Raw genomic sequence first — 20,425 nt, 5'->3', positions numbered from 1 at the left:
TAATTTTTTTATAAAAATCCCTTGAAAAAAATCAGCACAGACCGATATTGATACATGTACAAGGATCAAACGATCTTGTTAGTGAACAGTGGATGCCAAGCATCACTGAACATTTCTTATTGTTACAACTTTGCTTATTAAAGAGAGTTCTAATTATGAGTAGTTTAAATCTTAACCCACTTTTCCGTCGTAGCATTGGTTTTGATCGTTTCAACGATTTATTTGATTATGCTATGCAAAGCGACACACCAAATTACCCGCCATACAATATTGAAAAAACGGCTGAAAATAGCTATCGCATTGTGGTGGCAACCGCAGGTTTTACAGAAGATGAACTTTCGCTAAACTTAGAAAATCAAGTGCTAAGCATTTCAGGTAAACCAACTGAAGCGCAAGATACAACTGTGGAATTCCTGCATAAAGGCATTGCTCGTCGTACATTTAAACTGTCTTTACGCTTAGATGAACATATAGAAGTGCAACAAGCCCTATATGAAAATGGTTTATTGACAGTGGACTTACAGCGTATTATTCCTGAAGAAAAACTACCACGCCAAATTCCAATTGGCAAAAAGGCATTGATAGAAAGTCATGTCCAAGAAAATATCGCTGAGTAAACCCTCATAAAAAAAAAGACCCTTCGGGGTCTTTTTTTTGAAAAAAATAGTTAAATTCGTAACATGATAAAAAAGAATTAAAATCATCCCATCTCAAGAATATAGTGTCTCGATTGCAAATTTTATGTTCTGATTTTCTATTCCAAACTAAATACTCCCTATAGGTGTTTTTAATGAATCTTTGGTGGGTCTGGCTTACAAGCTGTTCATCTACTCTTTTTAAATTTTGACGTATCTTGCAAAAAATAATCCTACTCTGTATTACTATCTATTTATATGAAATGTACTTTGTTCTGATTGCTTTTATGACATGGAATATACGACCTAATATTACCAAGATGAAAATCTATTGGAGGGTACTGAAAACCCCTATTTCACGGCCTGTTTTATGTAAATAGATCTCACATAGTTAGCTCAATAAAAAGCTTTGCTCACTTTATACCTACATTAAAACTAAATTAAAGCATTTCAAAACGTCTGAATCGAAACAACGATTGAATATCAATTAGAATATAATCAAATTTGTCTTTCTTAAAGAAACTTACTTAATACCCTCAGACATAAGTTCGCATTCATGAATTTTGCTCTATTTTCCAATCAATACGCAGCAAAAATTATTGGTGCCCTTGAACATCATTGAGATTAAAAAACCAAAATATAGGCAAAAAAAAGCACTGCAAATGCAGTGCTTTTTTAATGGATACTTACTTTTTCTTTTTAGGACCAAGCAGCATACCCATTTGACGGCCTTCCATTTTTGGTGTTTGTTCAACAACACCATAGTCAACCACGTCAGCTTCAATTTTTTGCAATTGAGCCAAACCTAACTGTTGGTGTGCCATTTCACGACCACGGAAACGAAGCGTGATTTTTACCTTATTGCCTTCTTCAAGGAACTTGATAATGGCACGTAGTTTAACGTTGTAGTCACCAACATCAGTACCAGGGCGTAGCTTGATTTCTTTCACCTGTACTTGATGTTGTTTTTTCTTCGCTTCTTTTTGCTTTTGTTTTAGATCAAACAAATGCTTGTTAAAATCCATGATTTTGCAGACTGGTGGCTCAGCATTAGCAACAATCTCAACAAGGTCAAGATCTACTGCTTCTGCAGCACGCAAAGCGTCAGCAAGAGATACAATCCCTTTTTGCTCGCCATTTTCGTCTACTAGACGGACTTCTTTTGCACGAATTTCATCATTCAAGGCAGGACGGTTTGATTTTCCGCCCTGTTGATTACGGTCAGGCTGTTTAATCGCTTTTACTCCACAATGTACCGGCCGCGTTCGGCTACGGCTGCTTTTACTAGGTCAACGAATGCATCAATTGACATAGTACCCAAATTTTTTCCAGAGCGAGTACGGACGTTTACAGTACCTTCCTCAACTTCACGGTCCCCAAGAACCAATAAGTAAGGAATACGCTCTAAAGTACGTTCACGAATCTTAAAGCCGATTTTCTCATTTCTCAAGTCTGAAATCGCGCGGATACCGCTTTCTTTAAGTTTAGCGACGACTGACTCACATGCTTCAGCTTGTGAATCGGTAATGTTCATCACACATGCTTGAATTGGAGACAACCAAGGTGGCATGAAACCAGCATAGTGTTCAATAAGTATACCAATAAAACGCTCGAAACTGCCAAGAATTGCACGGTGCAACATTACAGGCTGATCACGGTCGTTATCTTCAGTCACATAAGACGCATCTAAACGTTCTGGTAAGTTAAAGTCACATTGAATTGTACCGCACTGCCATACACGACCTAAGCAGTCTTTCAATGAGAATTCAATTTTCGGACCGTAGAATGCACCTTCACCCGGTTGAAGTTCCCACTCTAGGCCTGCAGCATCTAAAGCATCTGCTAAAGATTTTTCCGCCATGTCCCAAAGTTTGTCATCACCCACACGTTTTTCTGGACGTGTCGACAACTTCATTTGTACTTCTTCAAAGCCGAAGTCTTTATAAACATCTAATGTCAGTTTAATAAAGTCTGCAACTTCAGTACCGATTTGTTCTTTGGTACAGAAGATATGCGCATCATCTTGTGTAAAGCCACGTACACGCATAATGCCGTGTAATGAACCCGATGGTTCGTTACGGTGACATGAACCAAACTCAGCCAAACGAATTGGAAGATCACGGTAAGATTTCAAACCTTGGTTGAAGACTTGCACGTGACATGGGCAGTTCATTGGTTTTACTGCATAGTTACGGTTCTCTGAGTGAGTCGTAAACATGTTTTCAGCATAGTTTGCTGCGTGACCTGATTTTTCCCAAAGCGTGAAATCAACCACTTGCGGTGTACGGATTTCTTGGTAACCATTGGCTTGTTGAACTTTACGCATGTATTGTTCAAGCACTTGGTAAATAGTCCAGCCGTTTGGATGCCAGAACACCATACCCGGCGCTTCTTCTTGCATATGGAACAAGTCTAACGCTTTACCAATTTTACGGTGATCGCGTTTTTCAGCTTCTTCAATACGTTTGATGTAGGCAGCTAGCTGCTTTTTGTCCGCCCAAGCTGTACCGTAAATACGTTGTAACTGTTCGTTTTTCGCATCACCGCGCCAGTAAGCACCAGAGATTTTAGTCAACTTGAACGATTTTAAGAATTTAGTATTTGGAACGTGCGGACCACGGCACATATCCAAGTAGTCTTGATGGTAGTACAAGCCCATTTCAGTTTCTTCAGGCATGTCTTCAATCAGACGCAGTTTGTATTCTTCGCCACGTGCAGTGAACTCTTTGATCACTTCATCACGTGGAGTCATTTTTTTGATGACATCATAGTCTTGGTCGATGAGCTTTTTCATGCGCTCTTCGATTGCTGCCATGTCATCTAAAGTAAACGGACGTGGCATCCAGATGTCATAGTAGAAACCTTCTTCAATGACAGGACCAATGACCATCTTTGCTTCTGGGAACAATTGCTTAACTGCATGACCCACCAAGTGCGCACAAGAGTGACGAATGATGTGAATACCATCTTCATCTTTAGGCGTGATAATCTGTAGGCTAGCATCTTCTGTAATTAAATCAGACGCATCAACTAAACGATCGTTTACACGACCCGCAACTGTATTTTTTGCTAGACCAGGACCGATGCTTTGAGCAACTTCCATCACAGACACGGCATGATCAAATTCTTTTTGATCGCCATTTGGCAAAGTGATAATTGGCATATAAAAATCCTTAAGGAGTGATGCCCCGTACAATGGAGCATGTCACCGCGAGATTATGATCGAGGGAGACCCTCAAAAGATAAAAACGGTGGATAAATAAAATTCGACCTAAATTTTACACGCCCTGCCAACTTTAATAAACCTCTAATCCCATGGAAGTTGATTTTTCTACCGCCTTTTACAAGACTCCTGATAATTCAAGCAGATTTCAGCCGAAATGCGCTTTATGCTGTCAACATAATAATCACGTTCTAATTCATAAAATTATTCCGAATTTCGAACACCAATACCCACTGAAATCTTTATGTAGGCAGGTATCATGCAAGCACACTCACTTATATCTTGGTCTAGTTTAAAACCGCTCCAACCCGCTTATACCCTCGCAGCCAATGTCGATCTTGTGGTCTTAAGGCTCGAAGATGATGATGCAGAACAAGTCGTAGTCATGTATGGTCGCTGTCAGCATCGCGGCGCCCTCATGGCCGATGCCCATATTCAAGGAGATAAAATCGTCTGTGGGCTGCATGGTTCTCACTATATTTATAAAACTGGCATCAATCCACGTTATCTGAATAAAAATCTGCAAAAATTTAAAGCGTGGGTGGAAGGCGATCAGGTGTATGTCGATCTTGAAGAAATTACAGCTTGGGAAAAACGCAATCCACAGCAGTATAAACGCGATCAATACCAAGGTTTATATGCGGATTCGGCACCCGCACCTGAAGAACCACATAATAAATTGATCTTAGAACTCGCGCGAAATGGCTTGAAAAACTTTGGACATCATGGCCCGACAGCGGCGATGGGCGTGCCTTTCAATCAACTCCCGAAATGGGAGGACATTCAACTGATCACCGCACAACTGTGGAAAATTCCATTATTAGATGATGCACCCGTAGCAACCGAAGTAGTGATTGGCCCAAATGCTAAAAAACCCTTAAAACTCAAAATCCCCCTGTTTGTGTCAGATATGAGTTTTGGTGCGTTATCTCAAGAAGCCAAAGTTGCCCTTGCAACAGGTGCTGAACTTGCAGGTACAGGCATTTGTTCAGGTGAAGGTGGAATGCTTGCTGAGGAACAAGCGGCCAATTCACGTTATTTTTATGAACTTGCATCGGGTCGTTTTGGCTATGACATCGAAAAAGTTAAAAAGTGTCAGGCCTTTCATTTTAAAGGCGGTCAAGCTGCAAAAACAGGTACGGGAGGACATCTGCCAGGCCATAAAGTGGTTGGAAAAATTGCAGAAGTGCGCAAATTACCAGAAGGCACCGCAGCCATTTCTCCTGCAACTTTCCCCGACTGGACTCATCTTTCACAATATCGTGAATTTGCAGAATATGTCCGAGCAGAAACCGGCGGCATCCCGATCGGCTATAAACTTTCCGCACAGCATATTGAACGTGATATTGACGCAGCAATCAGCATCGGTGTGGACTATATTATTTTAGATGGTCGTGGCGGTGGAACAGGTGCAGCCCCAACCTTGTTCCGTGACAATATCTCTGTACCGACCATTCCTGCACTTGCACGAGCACGTCGTCATTTAGACCGTTTAGGACGGTCAGATATTAGTTTAGTGATCACAGGTGGACTTCGTGTACCCGCTGACTTTATTAAGGCACTCGCTTTAGGTGCAGATGCCATCGCGATTTCAAACTCTGCCATGCAAGCCATTGGCTGTTTAGCTATGCGTGCCTGTCAGACCAATGATTGTTCTGTCGGCATCGCCACACAACAAGATCATTTACGTCGTCGTTTAGAAATAGACAAATCGGCACAACAACTGGCGAATTTTCTAAATGCATCCGTTGAACTGATGCAAGTCATGGCTCGTGCCTGCGGACATCATCATCTGAATCAATTCTGCAAAGATGACCTGACCACATGGAAAAAAGAAATGTCGAACCTCACGGGTATTCACTACAGTGGATTTGAGTAAGCTTCAAATCATGAGCTTTTTTCAAAACAATTGAACCTAAAAAGAGTCCATACGAGCTCTTTTTTTATTCTCTGAAGGTCTCAAAGGCCATGAATTGATCGGATTGGTACAACCAAAGCTGTGCAAATTGAGGGATGATCATTTCACTCTGGGTAGGGCGTAAAAAAATATAATCATCTACGTTTATGCTGCTTGTCTGTGGAATTTGCACAAGCTCCTGATTACTACTGCGACCATATAACGCATGGGGCTGACTGCCTTGAGGATAAACATAGTCCCCTCGCCAATAGCCTCCATAAATAAACACAGCCTGAGATTTCGCCCAACGACTGAGCCACTCTAACTGTGGTAATTCAGTCCGCGGCAACACTTTTAACACAGGTGTGGCGATCCACAAGGCACTTTGGAAAGCGTGTAAATTTTTCAGTTCAAAATCTGCAGGTTTTAATAACATCGAGCCAAACGAGACTTCGTTACAGACACTCTGCTGACAATGAAAACTAAAACTAGGACTACCACCACCATTCCAACAGGTGTGTTCATCACATAAGGTTGGGTAGCGCTGTTGTACATAAGCTTTGAATTGTTGATAACTTTGCTGGGACTGTTGATAAGTCTGTTCAGCAGATTGGATCAGCCGTGGAATCTTCGCCACATGTGCGTCATAGCCCATTAATCCTGAAAATTTTAAATGTTGGGGATGTTGAACGATTACATCCAAAACAGCCTTTAGCTCATGGATCGTTTTCAGACCTCCACGGTGTAGCCCCACATCGATTTCAATATTGATGCGTAGACACAGTTGATGCTGCTCAGCAAATTTGAGGTATTGGGCTAAACGCTGTTCACTATCAATCAGCCATTGCACTTGCGATTGCGTTGCCTGCAAAAACGCCTTGTCTGCATGGTGCAAGGCCTGAATCGGCATCGGTTTTCCAAACAACACATCGGCTTGCGGAATCGATTCAAAAAGTGTTTTTAGATGTGCAAAATGAAATAGCATGAAACGCTCTGTCTTGAGCTGTGTAGCACAGTGTTGAAGCAATGCCATGCACGCCAAGGATTTCACCACCAAGCGCGGATGCAGACGCTCTGGCATTTGCTGCTGAGTGATCACCAAGTTGTGATTTAATGCATCAACATCCACGATTAACTGGGGCATCCCCGTACCATTTTGTTTTAACAGCGAATTCAACTTTTGAAAATATGCATCCATGCCATCCCCTTTTTCATATCGTTCAATTGGTCTTCAATGTTTAACTTCCACGATGCTTAATCAATCAGTAACTGCTGTAGCTCGGGACTGAGCCACTTTTGCTGAGGATCTAATTCTTGTCGAATATTCAAAAAATCTTGCCACTTGGGGTACACATTTTGAAGCTGCCGCGCATTTAGGCTATGCAATTTCCCCCAATGCGGACGCCCGCCATATTTTAAAAAAATCGGCTCCACGAGCTTAAAGATGACTTGATAATCTTGCTTATAGAACTGATGCACCGAAATTGAGGCCGAATCTTGCTGATAAAACGGACTGAGCCAAATATCATCCCCACGTACAAGTCGATATTCTAGCGGGAAAAACATCGGCACCTTATGTCGTCGAAGGGTATGCAAAATTTCTTCTAAACAATTCATCCCGTGTTGCAGCGGAATCTGGTATTCCGTCTCATTAAATTTGGTATTTCGAGCAGAAGGAAAAATTCGACTTGACCAGTCTACGCTCATCGAAGGTTTGACAAAAACACCTAATAATTTTTGTAGCCATGGATTCAGTGGTGGAAAGAATCACGTCAATTCTGCACAAAATTTGAGTAATACGTCGTCATCTAACCACTGTTCTTTCCGCGGTTGAAGGTTATCTTCCGTCTCATCTAAGGTTTTTAAAATAACCTGATCAGCATGACTAAATGCCCAGAACTCAATATGTCGATGTTCATATTGCCATTGCTGCATATTCTGCAAGACATCTTTCAGCGGACATAATCGCGTTTGTTCTTTGAGTTTATACATCGGTCGGTTTTGCAGCTGTACATGCGTCAGCACGCCTAAACTCCCGAGTGAAACACGCCCTGCTTGGAAAATTTCGCTGTTCTGTTCAGCACTGCATTGTATTAATTCTCCCTGCGCGGTTAATAATTCGAAACCCTTAACCAATGCCGATAAACACGGTAATTCGAGTCCGGTACCATGTGTTCCTGTTGCGATAGCCCCAGCCAAACTTTGACGATCAATATCCCCTTGATTAATCAGTGCTTGATCAAAAGACGCGAGCTTCTCACCCAAATCAAATAATCGTGTGCCAGCTTGGACGGTACTTTGGCAGTGTTCAGCATCGATATCTAGAATGCCTTTGAGATGATCTAAACGTACTAAGGTATCTGTGGTTTTTGCCAAAGGGCTAAATGAGTGCCCTGCGCCAACCAAGCGAATCTTAGGATGGTATTGCACCACATCCATTAATTGCTCAAGATTTTGCGGTTGTATAAATGACTTCGGGATCGACTTCTGAGCACCTGACCAATTTTCCCATGCAATGTCGTGTTGAATTGTCATATTCATCCTTGTCGCCATACTTTTTATTGTATTTAGCCGTATTGTTTTATTTTTGATTTCCGCTTTTGCAATGTTAATGCACAAGCCATCTTGATTTTTTACTTAGATTATACGAAGTTCAGCATCTTCTCAAACTTAAGTTTATTGTTATAAAACAGTAAATAAGCCACGATCAATTAAAGAAAAAATCATTCGTTTATACCCCCACAAAGACTATTCAAGGCGCTCTACATTATTCGTTAAGCATCATTCAAACCGAATCAACAAAGAGGATCACACACGGAAATATCTGCCAAATCAGTATAAAAAACCAACAACACCTGTATATTTTTCAACTAAATTATTTATGCTAAAAAATCAATTTTGAGAACCATAGGGTTCATTTTCTTCACCTTACTGTTTTTATTTTATTCAATTTCAATCACTTAAAAATTTAGTATAAATACTCGACTAAAGCATAAATGCAGAGAAGCTAAGGACTGAATTATTGTTAAGTCAGATTTAAAACAAATATACATGGACTTGGAGTACCACGATGGTTAGCGCATACGATGAATTGCCACGGACCCCGGCAAATTTTGTGGCACTTTCGCCTCTACGTTATTTAGAGCGTGCAGCCTATATTTATCCTGATCAGAATGCCATTATCCACGGCAATCGTCATATTTCATGGCGCCAAACGTATAACCGCTGTCGTCAATTTGCACATCAGTTGCAACAATTAGGCATTGGCAAAAACGACACCGTGTCTGTGTTATTACCGAACGTTCCAGCTATGGTTGAAGCACACTTTGCCGTACCGATGGCGGGTGCTGTACTAAATACGCTAAATACACGTCTTGATGCGAAAACCATTGCCTTCATGCTGGAACATGCAGAAACCAAAGTCCTGTTGGTCGACCCTGAATTTACTCAGGTTGCCACAGAAGCTTTAGCTTTAATCGATCAAGATATTTATGTCATTGATGTGGCAGATGCTGAATTTGAAGGCACAGCACAACCGATCGGACAAATTGAATTTGAAGACTGGTTGGCGCAAGGCGATGCCAACTTTGAATGGCATTTACCCCAAGATGAATGGGATGCCATTAGCTTAAGCTATACCTCAGGCACCACAGGGAATCCAAAAGGCGTGGTGTATCATCACCGCGGCGCATATATCAATGCAGCGAGTAACATCATTGCTTGCGGCATGACGCCACGTGCAACGTATCTGTGGACGCTTCCTCTATTCCACTGTAATGGCTGGTGCTTTGCTTGGACAATGGCAGCCAATGGCGGAACCAATATTTGTCTACGTAAAATCGATCCTGAACTGATTTTCAAACTGATTGCTGAACACAAAGTAGATTATTTCTGCGGTGCGCCAATCGTACTTTCAATGATGATCAATACGCCTGAAGAGAAAAAAGCACAATTTGACCATCGCGTTGAAGTGATGGTTGCTGGTGCAGCGCCACCTGCAGCGATTATTGAAGGGATGCGTAATATTGGTATCAATGTCACACATGTTTACGGTTTGACTGAAACATATGGTCCATCGGCACTTTGCGCATCGCAAGCAGGCTGGTCTGATCTTTCCATTCAAGAACAAGCACAGCTGCATTCTCGCCAAGGTGTACCATACCCGCTTCAAGACGGCATGAAAGTCATTGATCCTGAAACCATGTTACCTGTTCCGCATGATGGCCAGACCATGGGCGAAATCATGTTCCGTGGCAACATCGTAATGAAAGGTTATTTGAAAAACCCAGAAGCAACGGCTGAAGCCTTTGCCGGTGGCTGGTTCCATACCGGCGACTTAGCAGTCTGCCAACCTGACGGTTATGCCAAAATTACTGACCGCTCTAAAGATGTGATCATTTCAGGGGGTGAAAACATTTCATCGCTCGAAGTAGAAGAAATTCTATATCAACACCCTGCTGTACTGACCGCTGCAGTGGTTGCAAAACCTGACCCTCGTTGGCAAGAAGTGCCTTGTGCCTTTATTGAATTAAAAGCAGGTAAAGAAGCAACGCCTGAAGAACTGATCGAATTCTGTAAGCAGCACCTTGCACGTTTCAAAGTACCTAAAGATGTAGTGATTACCGAAATTCCAAAAACCTCGACAGGTAAACTTCAGAAGTTCGTTCTCCGTGAATGGGCTAAAGAGCGCGCTGTTGGTGAATTTGGTTAATGTTAAGACTCAAAAGCTAAGCATGATTTTTTCAATCATTTAAGCAAAAAAAGCGACCTAATCAGGTCGCTTTTTTGATGTGAAGTCTATAACTTCACGTTTTGCTTCAATGATCAGATCATGTTGAATTCTCTGATCATTGAGCTATCTAAGTACTTGGCTATCTAATCATGCATTAGTTATCAGATAATAAAGCCACTTGTTGAATGTAGTTAAACAATTTCAACTTTGACGCAGCCAGTTCTTCTTCGCTTACATTTTTGGCTATATCACGTTGAATACGCAAAATATGCTGACGAATAGGATGATGTTCAGCAGCATTATGTGCTTTCATGAACTCTTTAATGACGGGATCACCTTGGGCAATCATACGTTCAGTCCAGCGTTGAAGCTGCGCTGTTTTTTTCGCACCTTGCTGCGGGGTTAAGTAAGATAAAATCATGGTTTCATCTTCATTACGCAGTAATTTACCTACACGTTGAAACTGACGGCGTCGCGCTTCATGTGAAGTAATTGTTTGTGCATCTAGTAGTGCTTCGATCAGACGCTCTTCAACAGGAAGATTTTTAATCTGTTTAGGATTCAGTTTTGCAAGTTCCTCGCCCAAAGCAGCCATACGTTGTACAGCTTTCTTTTGCTCAGTTTTACTTGCACGTCCTTCTAAGGATTCAAAGTCTTCTTCGGTATAGCGATTCGGTCGACGTGCCACGTTTAATCTGCCTCGTAAAATTTTGCCGCAAACAGTGCTTGAATTTCAGATAAAGCTTTTTCTTCATCTGCACCTTCAATCACTAAGCGTAAAGTTGTGCCCTTGCCTGCGCCAAGCATCAGCAAAGACATAATATTTTTGGCATCTACTAATTTTCCACCCTTACCAATTTGAATCGACGAGCGAAATTTGGTCGTGACTTCGATTAGCTTGCCAGATGCACGCGCATGTAAACCCAGTTTATTAATTACGTCAACAGTTGTGTCGATCATGACCAGTGCTTCATTTCTCTATGTAGAACCTGAATAGACCATTTTGCCTCAAGTGCTTTTTTTAGTCTATCTACGATATATACCGAACGGTGTTGCCCACCTGTACAACCGATCGACACCGTCATGTAATGACGATGCCCTTCGGCAAATGCCGGCAGCCATTTATCCAAGAAATGATAAATATCTTGGAACATTTCATTGGTTTGTTCACTTTGTTGTAAAAACTGACGAACTGGCTCATCTAATCCTGAATACTTACGTAATTCCATATCCCAGTGCGGATTGGGCAAATGACGGACGTCAAAAACATAATCTGCATCGAGTGGAATACCATGCTTATAGCCAAAAGACTGTAAGATCAAAATTAAATTATCTGCCTGTCCAAGTTTAGACAGCAAGGTATGTTTTAAATCATGTACGCTCTTATCTGTAGTATCAATATGTACTGTCGAGCGTAATTGAATCGGCAACAGTAAAGATTTTTCTTCCTGTATACACTCATTTAAACTTTTGAAACGACTTGCCAACGGATGGGGACGTCGAGATGAACTGAATCGCGCAATCAATTCCTGATCACGCGTGGTCAAATAAATAATATCGACTGAGCCATGGCGTTGTAGCTGTTGAAAAACCAAATCGAACTCTTGTAAATCTGCACGTGTACTGCGGACATCCACACCCAGTGCCAATTGTTCAAGATTATTTTCTGAATCGAGTTTTTCAACAATTTCGGGGAGTAAGGCCAATGGCAAATTATCGATACAGTAATAACCCAAATCCTCAAGTATCTGTAATGCAGATGACTTTCCAGATCCAGATTGTCCTGTAACAATTAAAATGCGCTTCATCGCTTGCTACCCCATAGCCGTTTTAAACTGCAGTATATTTAACCTGCATATTATCAATAAGACGTGTTGCGCCTAATTTAGCCGCAATAAACAACACCACGTCTTGATCAAATTCTTCAATTTTCTGTAATTCAGGTGTACGTGCTTCAACATAGTCCACAACAAAACCCGCTGCTGTCAATGTTGCTTTAATATTCGCTAACACATCTGCCAGTTGAGTTCCAGCATGTAATTCTGCCTCAGCCGTTTTCAAGCTTTGGTAAATCGTTGGTGCAATCGCACGATTTTCCGCACTTAAATAACCATTACGTGAGCTCAATGCTAAACCATCTTCGGCACGAGTAATCGGCACACCAATCACTTCTAGTGGAATATTTAAGTCACGTACAAACTGACGAATCACTGCAAGTTGCTGGTAATCTTTTTGCCCAAAGAATGCAAAATTCGGTTGAACAATATTAAAGAGTTTTGTCACAACAACAGCAACACCGTCAAAATGACCCGGACGCTGTTCGCCACACAAATCATTGGTAATGCCGCCCACGCTAATATTGGTTAAGCGCGGTTTGTTGCCATACATTTGTTCAACAGTCGGCGCAAACACGATGTCACAACCCACTTCAGCCAATAAGTGCTGATCTTGTTCCAAAGTACGTGGATAGTTGTCAAAGTCTTCATTTGGACCAAACTGAATTGGGTTAACGAAAATACTCACCACCACGACATCACACAGTTTACGTGCTTCACGAACTAAATTAAGGTGACCTTCATGCAAGTTCCCCATCGTTGGTACAAAACCAATGATTTTGCGCGCAGCACGTGCTGGATTTAGCGATGCACTTAAACCTTGAATCGTTGTTTCAGTTTTCATGTCTTACAGCTCAATTTGGAATGTATGTTCTTTGGCAGGGAAGCTACCATCTAGTACGGCAGCATGATACGCCTTAAACGCATCCACAATTGCCGTTTCCCCTGCTTGCTCTTTCATAAAGTTGCGAACAAATTTCGCCACGTGACTAAACGTCAGTCCCAACATATCTTGTTGAACCAAGACTTGAGCATCCGTATCTGCACCGGCACCGATCCCAATCACAGGTGTATTTGGGAATAATTCACTAATTTCTTTACCCACTTGGGCAGGAACACATTCCAAAAGTAAAAGTGCTGCACCTGCATCAACCACAGCTTTACAATCTGCAATGAGTTGATCCGCGGTTTCGCGTGTACGTGCTTGCACTTTATAACCGCCAAACACATGAACCGATTGCGGAGTTAACCCTAAATGCACACACACCGGAATACCATTACGGGTCAATACTTCAACTGTTTCTGACAACCATGCGCCACCTTCCAATTTGACCATCTGCGCGCCTGCTTGCATCACGATCTTTGAATTTACTAAAGCGTCATTCAAAGTGGCATAGGTCATAAAGGGCAAATCAGTCAAAATAAAAGCATGTTTATTGCCACGACGCACTGCTGCAGTGTGATATACCATATCTTCAACAGTGACAGGCAAAGTTGAGTCATTCCCTTGAATGGTCATCCCCAATGAATCACCAATCAGAATACTATCGACTTCAGCAACTTCCATTGCTTTTGCCATGCTCGCATCATAGCAAGTCAGGCAGGAGAATTTGCGGCCTTCCGCTTTAAATTTTTTCAAGTCACTTAGACTAATCATTTCAATATTCCTCAGATGACGGCTTTCTCAAGTGGTCATACAAAAATTAAAGATGGGCCCAGTTTCCTGCATCCAATACAGTTAAATTTGGATTATTCAAAATAGGTAAATCTTTTAATGGTTGTCCTTTAATCTGTAGATTCTCATCTAAATCCAACAAAGGTTTCAACACAAAATCACGCTCTAAAACACCAACATGAGGCACCGTCAAACGTTCATTTTGAATGTGCTGTTCACCATAAATCAGTAAATCTAAATCAAGTGTACGCTCCCCCCAATGACGTAGGCGTACACGCCCCGACTCTTGTTCAAAGCGTTGCAATTCATCCAACAAAGCCAAAGGCGCTAGATGAGTTTCTAATGCAACCGCTGCATTTAAATAATTCGGCTGATCTTGTGGCCCCATTGGCGGGCTTTGATACAGTTTTGAGACTTTCACTTTTCCGAGTGTTGCAAGTTTATGCACCGCTTCACTAAGGATCTGTAGAGAATCACCTAAATTACTGCCTAAACCAATATATGTCAGCGTCATTGTGTTGGCCCAAAAATAACCTGAGTCAAATCTCGTTTCACACGTTTACGTTTTAAAATCGGATGATCTGCACCAATTTCACCACTGGCTGACGCTGCCACGATTGACACTGTCGCTGGACTGTTGGCATGTGATTTAGGCTTACGTTGACGGCGACTTCTGCTTTCTGGTTCATTCACCAGCGGTTCAATTTCAACTTGCTGATGAGTAGAAGTTTTGGCTTCCACATCTTCATGCGCCGCTTTACGACGACTCTTGGCACGTTGACGATTGTATTGGCTAATTGCCAGTTCTTTTTCGTCAGTGCTCATCTGCTGATAAGCATCCCACCACTGGCCCATACCTTGCGTGCTTGTATCGCCCGATTTTTCACGCAGCAGCAGAAAGTCAAAGCCTGCACGGAAACGCGCATGACCTGATAGTGCTTCAATTTGCTGTGGTTTTGGATTCAGCAAACGGGTTTGCATTTCCCAAACTTCACGAATAAATGTTTCTGCAAAGCGTGGAATAATGGTTCGTGTAGCCTGACGTTTCAATACATCTAAACCAGCTTGAGCACGCGCTTCAGCAGGAACTACACCTTTATTCAGATAGAACGTACAACGTTCTTGGAACGGGATCCACAATAACACGGCATAGAAAAATGCAGGGTTAATGGTTTTCCCAATCGAAATACGTTGATCGGTATTTTTTGCAGCCAACTCAATAAATGGGGTTACGACCGGTTTGATATCTGCAAATAATTGATACCAAATACCAAAATCGATCAGCATCGGTAAGACGCGATTGAGATGCCCCATGGTAAAGAGCTTTTGTGACTCATCGTATAAACGATGTGGAGACACATCACGCAGCAATTGAGTGAGTTCTGGAGTAAAAACATCCAGAATTTTTTCATCAATATTAAAGTTTAATTTGGCTGCAAAACGTAAAGTCCGAAGCATCCGCACAGGATCTTCTTCAAAACGTAATTGTGGATCACCCAATAAACGCAACGTTTTATGCTTAATGTCATCTACTGCATGACAAAAATCTAGCACTTCACCTTTGCGTGGTTGGTAATACATTGCATTGATCGAGAAGTCACGACGTGCAAAGTCTTGCTCAATCGTACCCCAATTATTATCACGTAAAATCATGCCCGCAGCAGAAGTCACGGCTTTTTTAGGTGGCGCACGAAAGGTCGCAACTTCGATCAGTTCACGTCCTGAGTAGACATGCGCCAGCTCAAAACGACGACCAATAATTCGGCAACGTCGCCCGAAGACTTCTTTCACCTGAGCTGGTGTCGCATTAGTTACGGCATCAAAATCTTTAGGTGCATAACCCAACATTAGGTCACGGACACCGCCACCCACGATATAAGCTTCATAGCCTGCCTTAGTTAAGGCATCAATCACATCTAAAATGGAAGAAGGTAATTGTGCGGTTGATAAACCACATTTGGACGCGCGCAAAGTTTGCAAAAGACGCTGTCTCCTACGTCTGAACGTAAAATTCTTAAGATGTCGCTAATGATATCTCTAACACAATCAAAGGGCAATTTGATTATCTCGATGCTCAAGCTGAGCTTAACCTAATTCTTTTTTTTACACTTCACTTAAAGTGCCAATTTTGCTTTATTTTTAGCAAACAGCGCAGGACCGATGCCCTTAACCTGTTGAATATCATCAATGCTTTTAAATAAGCCATTACTTTTACGATATTGCACAATGGCTTCTGCTTTTTTCTGACCAATCCCATGTAATGTTTGCAGTTCATCAACTGAGGCTGTATTTAAGCGTACTTGATCTGATCGGCTATTTTGCTGAGTGCTGGGTCGTGACAAATAATAGTTGGTATTGCTCGGTGCAGTTGTCGCTTTGGACTTAGTGGCCTCAGATTGCTTTTTTAATTGCTGATCTTGAGCTTGCTGCATGGCTTTCCATTCCGCGTAGCCCGAAGGGCTTTGAGCATAAGTCAAATCTGCCATTAAACCCAAAACCAAGACAAGTAGTTGCGTAAAGTATTTATTCTTTAGGATGCGGTACATATTTAGCCTGTTGTTTTAATTGTTGTTTTGCCTGTTCCCACAACTGATCCATTTCAGTCAGAGACAGGTCTTCTACATGTTTTTGTTGTAATGTGGCTTGTGCTTCAATATAAGCAAAGCGGCTTCTAAATTTATGAATGGTACTTAAAAGTGCCATCTCACTTGAGATGCCAATCTTACGTCCAACATTCACCAGAGAAAATAAGCAATCACCAAATTCATCAAATATTTCGTCGGATTTTTTGCCTGCCAAAGCCTCTTTTAATTCCCCCAGCTCTTCCTCAAGCTTGCCATAAGCCCCTTCAATATCTGGAAAATCAAAGCCAATTTTCGCCACATTTTTTTGAATTTCATCTGCTTGGCTTAATGCAGGAGCATGTTTAACCTCATCTAATCTTGATGCTAATTTCCCTCCTTTTTCTTGTTGTTTAATCTGTTTCCATAGTGTTGCCACATCATCCGCATTGAGTGCTGAGAACTGCTCTGCCTGAAACACATGGGGATGACGGCGAATTAATTTATCTGTAATGGCTTGCACCACATCTTGAAAATCAAACGCGCCTTGTTCGCTATATATCTGCGACTGAAAAACCACTTGCAGCAACAAATCCCCCAGTTCATCTCGCACATCGTCAATCTGACCTGAACGAACCGCCGCTTCAACTTCATAGGCCTCTTCTATAGCATAACGAGTCAGACTTTCTGGGGTTTGCTTTTGATCCCATGGACATTTTTCACGTAATTCTTTCATCACTGCTAATAATTGTTCCATGTGAACTCCAGCTATTTACTCATCAGTACATTGTTTCGATTACAGAATTTGATATGCTCAAAATTCACTCAGGGAATGAGCAACTCAATTCAGGGAAGCATAACATGCAAAGTATTTTTATTAGCGGTGCAGGACAAGGGATTGGCGCAGCAATTGCACGACTGTTCATACAACAAGGCTATAAAGTTGGGCTCTACGACATTAACCAATCTCAAGTCACCTCATTAGCTGCTGAACTCGGTAGCCATGCCAAAGCTGGGCTTTTAGATGTGACACAACCAGAGCAATGGCAAAGCGCTTTAGCTGAATTTGTTGCATGGGCAGGTCAGCTGAATATCTTAGTCAATAATGCCGGAATTCTGTATTCAGGTAGCTTTGAACATACGGAACTGTCTGCACACCACCGTACGATTGATATCAATGTCAAAGGGGTGATAAACGGTTGCTATGCGGCATTTCCCTATTTAAAACAAAGCAATTTTGCTCGTGTGATTAACCTCTCTTCGGCTTCAGCAATTTATGGACAAGCGGATTTAGCCAGTTATGCTACATCTAAATTTGCTGTCCGCGGGTTCACTGAAAGCTTGGATATTGAATGGCAAAAATACAATATTCGCGTTTTAGATGTGATGCCTTTATTTGTTCAAACCGCGATGGTGCAAGACATGGATGCACAAAGTGTTAAGAAAATGGGCGTCAATCTTCAACCGAGCGATGTCGCTCAGCAAATTTATGCCTTGGTACAAAAACGGGATTCGGTCTTAATGGCCACACATACACCTGTAGGGATGAAAGCTAAATTTTTATTTAATTTATCGAAGTTTAGCCCGCAATTTGTCAACCGCTTAAGTAATATTTGGATTGCACAAAAACCCAAATAGCAACGTGTTACTAATCATTTAATTTTGCAATCATATTTGTACGCAAATTACACAAAGTTACACAATTGTCACATTTTAACAGGACAAAATTCCTTTTTTTGAATAATATTCACCCGCCCATTACTTTCGGGCGTTTATTTTCTAACAATAAAAGTGAATTATTTCATGAAAAAATTACTTGTTCTTGCAACTGTTACTTCTATTTCAATTTCTGCTTTTGCTACAACTCAATTCGCATCTTCAGAATTAAAAGCGATGGATTGTGCAACTCTTGCTGTTGAAAAAGCGAATGCTAAGCGCTCTTTAGAAGCTGCTGACAAAAACATTGCAAACATCCAAGCATCTGCTCAAGCGCCAGGCAAATCATTGAGCAAATTTGCTGGTTTAGCGGGTGGCGCTCTTGCTGCTTTCGGTGGTAACTCTGAAAAAGCTGCTCGTGCAGGCAACATTGCAAACAGCTTGGCTGGTGAGCAAGATACTTCAGAAGCAGGTAATCTTGAACTTCAACAAGCGAACAAATCTGCTGCTCAAGCAAACATCGACAACATTGGTATCTACCAAGGTTCTAAAAAATGCAAAATCTAATCTAAAGCCAGTTTAGATTAATTTAAAAAAAAGCCCTGTTCAGCCAGAACAGGGCTTTTTTCATGATGATTTTATTTCATACCGATTTATAAGACATTCAACTCAATATTAGGCAAATGAAAGCCTCGGCAAGATTGTTCACTTTGCCATGCCACCGTCAACATCACATGCGGCAGTTGAATATTCTGATAAGCAAAAGTGCCAATTGCGGGATGGCTACACATCCCACCATTCTGCTCAGGATGACACTGTGTATTCAGTTCATTCAGGTTCACTCGAATCCCTAAACCTGACGCTTTAAGTACCGCCTCTTTGGTGGTCCAAACTTTAAACCAAAAATCAGGATCATGCTCACAACTGTCCCAATTGAGCAATTCTTCGGGATGAAAGCTATGTTGAGCCATCGCATCAAAACGAACTTTTCGATTTAAATCCTCAATATCCACACCAATATTGGCGATTTTTTCACTGCTGGCCAATACATAATGCTGCTGGCTATGACTATGATTAAAATGAAAATGTGGCAAATCAGGAAGAAAAGGCTTACCAAACGAAGACTTTGAAAAATCTGAATTTTCAACTGATCTATTAAGCTGCTGCGCAAGTAATTGATTGCGATATTGGTAAATGGCTTGTTTACGCACAGCAATTCCCTCTTGACGACTCAAGCCATGCGGCTCCACAAAGAAGTCAGTAATTGCACTATATTCAAGCTGAATTTTCGCCATAAGTTGTTGATCCAATATCTTTTACACTACATCCATGACGCTATATTTTATGCGACTGCCCGACACAAAATACACTACCATAGAGATGAGCGCATCGGTCATTTGACTCAGCTAAATTTTAAAACCCAGTTTAAGAATATATAATATTAATTAAGAAATACTTAATATTATAAATATATTCAAATACTTAAGTATAATAAATATTTCAAATACATCTTTAATTAGGTAAAATACTCTAGATTCTTATAACTTTAATTTAAAACTCGGGGTAAACCAGATGCTAAGAAAAATCACCTTAATCAGTTCACTTTGTGTCCTACCATGTTTCGCTCAAGCAGGTTTATTGGATGCGGCCGTTGCAGTGATGGGTGCCAAAAATGGCGCGATCATGGACCAAGCTGAAGCACGTATGAATCAAAGCCGTCAAGAAGCTGCCTATGCCGTAGCTCAAGCAGACCGTGGCTATGCCTCAAATTTCAATCAAGCTAGCCAAACCAACAATAGTGTTTATAGTACCAGTTATTTAAAAACCTTAGATTGCACTGACCTAAGCGTTGAACGTAAAACTTTCGAACGCACATTGGAAGCATCGCAACTGGCATTAAGCCAAGCGTCTGCACAGCAAAATAATCAAGTTTCAAAATGGGCTGGTCTTGCTGGCAACGCGCTATCCGCATTTTCAGGTCAATCTGAAACAGCCGCGCGTATGGGACAATTTGCGACAGCTTTTTCTGGCAATAAAAATACACAACAGGATAGCAGCAGCGCACAGCAAGCCATGGAAATTGCTCAAACTAATCTGGATAATATTGATATTTACCGCCAAGCTAAAAAGTGTAAAAACTAATTTCTACATCTTTTTAGATAAATAAAGTGAAATAAAAAAGCCTGCATATCTGCAGGCTTTTTTTGTTCA

General features: G+C 41.4%; 19 protein-coding genes and 1 pseudogene. 6 read left to right on the top strand and 14 right to left on the bottom strand.

Going from position 1 to position 20,425, the window contains the following annotated elements:
* Positions 1-155: 155 nt before the first annotated feature.
* Positions 156-617, top strand: coding sequence for an Hsp20 family protein (locus MST16_RS02970; RefSeq protein WP_180011698.1), 462 nt, complete (start codon positions 156-158; stop codon positions 615-617).
* Between the two features lie 704 nt (positions 618-1,321).
* Here the strand turns inward: MST16_RS02970 and infC are convergent.
* Both infC and thrS read right to left on the bottom strand, forming a co-directional pair.
* The gene (infC, locus tag MST16_RS02965) at positions 1,322-1,870 is read right to left on the bottom strand and encodes a translation initiation factor IF-3 (protein WP_078192643.1); all 549 of its coding nucleotides are present in this window, start codon (positions 1,868-1,870) and stop codon (positions 1,322-1,324) included.
* A gap of 5 nt (positions 1,871-1,875) precedes the next feature.
* Positions 1,876-3,798, bottom strand: coding sequence for a threonine--tRNA ligase (gene thrS, locus MST16_RS02960; RefSeq protein WP_078189589.1), 1,923 nt, complete (start codon positions 3,796-3,798; stop codon positions 1,876-1,878).
* 319 nt (positions 3,799-4,117) lie between these two features.
* Here thrS and MST16_RS02955 point away from each other — a divergent pair, with 319 nt between their 5' ends.
* Positions 4,118-5,737 (top strand): glutamate synthase-related protein, encoded by a 1,620-nt coding sequence (locus MST16_RS02955; RefSeq protein WP_180011696.1) that lies wholly within the window; start codon positions 4,118-4,120, stop codon positions 5,735-5,737.
* A gap of 64 nt (positions 5,738-5,801) precedes the next feature.
* Here MST16_RS02955 and MST16_RS02950 read toward each other — a convergent pair whose 3' ends face one another.
* Positions 5,802-6,953 carry an alanine racemase gene (locus tag MST16_RS02950; RefSeq protein WP_180011694.1) on the bottom strand — a complete coding sequence of 384 codons (1,152 nt, stop codon included), beginning with the start codon at positions 6,951-6,953 and terminating at the stop codon, positions 5,802-5,804.
* A 56-nt stretch (positions 6,954-7,009) separates the two neighbouring features.
* A pseudogene (locus MST16_RS02945) lies at positions 7,010-8,290 on the bottom strand (D-arabinono-1,4-lactone oxidase).
* 535 nt (positions 8,291-8,825) lie between these two features.
* Between MST16_RS02945 and MST16_RS02940 the strand changes: the two are divergent.
* A complete protein-coding gene (locus tag MST16_RS02940; RefSeq protein WP_180011692.1) occupies positions 8,826-10,466 on the top strand; it encodes an acyl-CoA synthetase in 1,641 nt (546 codons plus the stop codon).
* Between the two features lie 175 nt (positions 10,467-10,641).
* Here MST16_RS02940 and yjgA read toward each other — a convergent pair whose 3' ends face one another.
* From yjgA to mazG, 9 genes are all read right to left on the bottom strand, one after another.
* Positions 10,642-11,175 (bottom strand): ribosome biogenesis factor YjgA, encoded by a 534-nt coding sequence (gene yjgA / locus MST16_RS02935; protein ID WP_180011690.1) that lies wholly within the window; start codon positions 11,173-11,175, stop codon positions 10,642-10,644.
* 2 nt (positions 11,176-11,177) lie between these two features.
* Entirely contained in the window at positions 11,178-11,447 is a 270-nt protein-coding gene (locus MST16_RS02930; protein ID WP_067763492.1) for an HPr family phosphocarrier protein, read from the bottom strand.
* The gene (gene rapZ, locus MST16_RS02925) at positions 11,444-12,295 is read right to left on the bottom strand and encodes an RNase adapter RapZ (RefSeq protein WP_180011688.1); all 852 of its coding nucleotides are present in this window, start codon (positions 12,293-12,295) and stop codon (positions 11,444-11,446) included. The genes MST16_RS02930 and rapZ overlap by 4 nt, the downstream gene beginning before the upstream one ends.
* Positions 12,296-12,317: 22 nt before the next feature.
* Positions 12,318-13,166: a pantoate--beta-alanine ligase gene (panC, locus tag MST16_RS02920; RefSeq protein WP_078192648.1), complete on the bottom strand. Its 849-nt coding sequence runs from the start codon at positions 13,164-13,166 to the stop codon at positions 12,318-12,320.
* Between the two features lie 3 nt (positions 13,167-13,169).
* Entirely contained in the window at positions 13,170-13,979 is an 810-nt protein-coding gene (gene panB, locus MST16_RS02915; protein ID WP_180011687.1) for a 3-methyl-2-oxobutanoate hydroxymethyltransferase, read from the bottom strand.
* 46 nt (positions 13,980-14,025) lie between these two features.
* Positions 14,026-14,511, bottom strand: a complete 486-nt coding sequence (gene folK / locus MST16_RS02910) for a 2-amino-4-hydroxy-6-hydroxymethyldihydropteridine diphosphokinase (protein WP_180011685.1) — start codon at positions 14,509-14,511, stop codon at positions 14,026-14,028.
* Complete coding sequence (gene pcnB, locus MST16_RS02905; RefSeq protein WP_180011683.1) at positions 14,508-15,977, bottom strand: polynucleotide adenylyltransferase PcnB; 1,470 nt, start codon at positions 15,975-15,977, stop codon at positions 14,508-14,510. Before pcnB ends, folK begins: the two co-directional genes overlap by 4 nt.
* 134 nt (positions 15,978-16,111) lie before the next feature.
* Complete coding sequence (locus MST16_RS02900) at positions 16,112-16,543, bottom strand: ComEA family DNA-binding protein (RefSeq protein ID WP_180011680.1); 432 nt, start codon at positions 16,541-16,543, stop codon at positions 16,112-16,114.
* Positions 16,521-17,315 (bottom strand): nucleoside triphosphate pyrophosphohydrolase, encoded by a 795-nt coding sequence (gene mazG, locus MST16_RS02895; RefSeq protein WP_180011678.1) that lies wholly within the window; start codon positions 17,313-17,315, stop codon positions 16,521-16,523. Before mazG ends, MST16_RS02900 begins: the two co-directional genes overlap by 23 nt.
* Positions 17,316-17,419: 104 nt before the next feature.
* Here mazG and MST16_RS02890 point away from each other — a divergent pair, with 104 nt between their 5' ends.
* Together MST16_RS02890 and MST16_RS02885 are read left to right on the top strand one after the other, a co-directional pair.
* Entirely contained in the window at positions 17,420-18,196 is a 777-nt protein-coding gene (locus tag MST16_RS02890; protein WP_180011676.1) for an SDR family oxidoreductase, read from the top strand.
* Positions 18,197-18,361: 165 nt separating this feature from the next.
* Complete coding sequence (locus MST16_RS02885) at positions 18,362-18,781, top strand: hypothetical protein (RefSeq protein ID WP_180007221.1); 420 nt, start codon at positions 18,362-18,364, stop codon at positions 18,779-18,781.
* An 86-nt stretch (positions 18,782-18,867) separates the two neighbouring features.
* Here the strand turns inward: MST16_RS02885 and MST16_RS02880 are convergent, their stop codons facing one another.
* Positions 18,868-19,509: a 4'-phosphopantetheinyl transferase superfamily protein gene (locus tag MST16_RS02880; protein ID WP_180011674.1), complete on the bottom strand. Its 642-nt coding sequence runs from the start codon at positions 19,507-19,509 to the stop codon at positions 18,868-18,870.
* A 277-nt stretch (positions 19,510-19,786) separates the two neighbouring features.
* Between MST16_RS02880 and MST16_RS02875 the strand changes: the two genes are divergently transcribed.
* On the top strand, positions 19,787-20,356 hold the full coding sequence (locus tag MST16_RS02875) for a hypothetical protein (protein WP_180011672.1): 570 nt from the start codon (positions 19,787-19,789) through the stop codon (positions 20,354-20,356).
* The last annotated feature ends 69 nt before the right edge of the window (positions 20,357-20,425 follow it).

Origin of the sequence: Acinetobacter sp. YH16040_T (genome assembly GCF_024605785.1) — a bacterium.
Taxonomy (GTDB): domain Bacteria; phylum Pseudomonadota; class Gammaproteobacteria; order Pseudomonadales; family Moraxellaceae; genus Acinetobacter; species Acinetobacter amyesii.
Note: the sequence above shows the minus strand (reverse complement) of the source record. Positions and strands in the feature narration are given on the sequence as shown.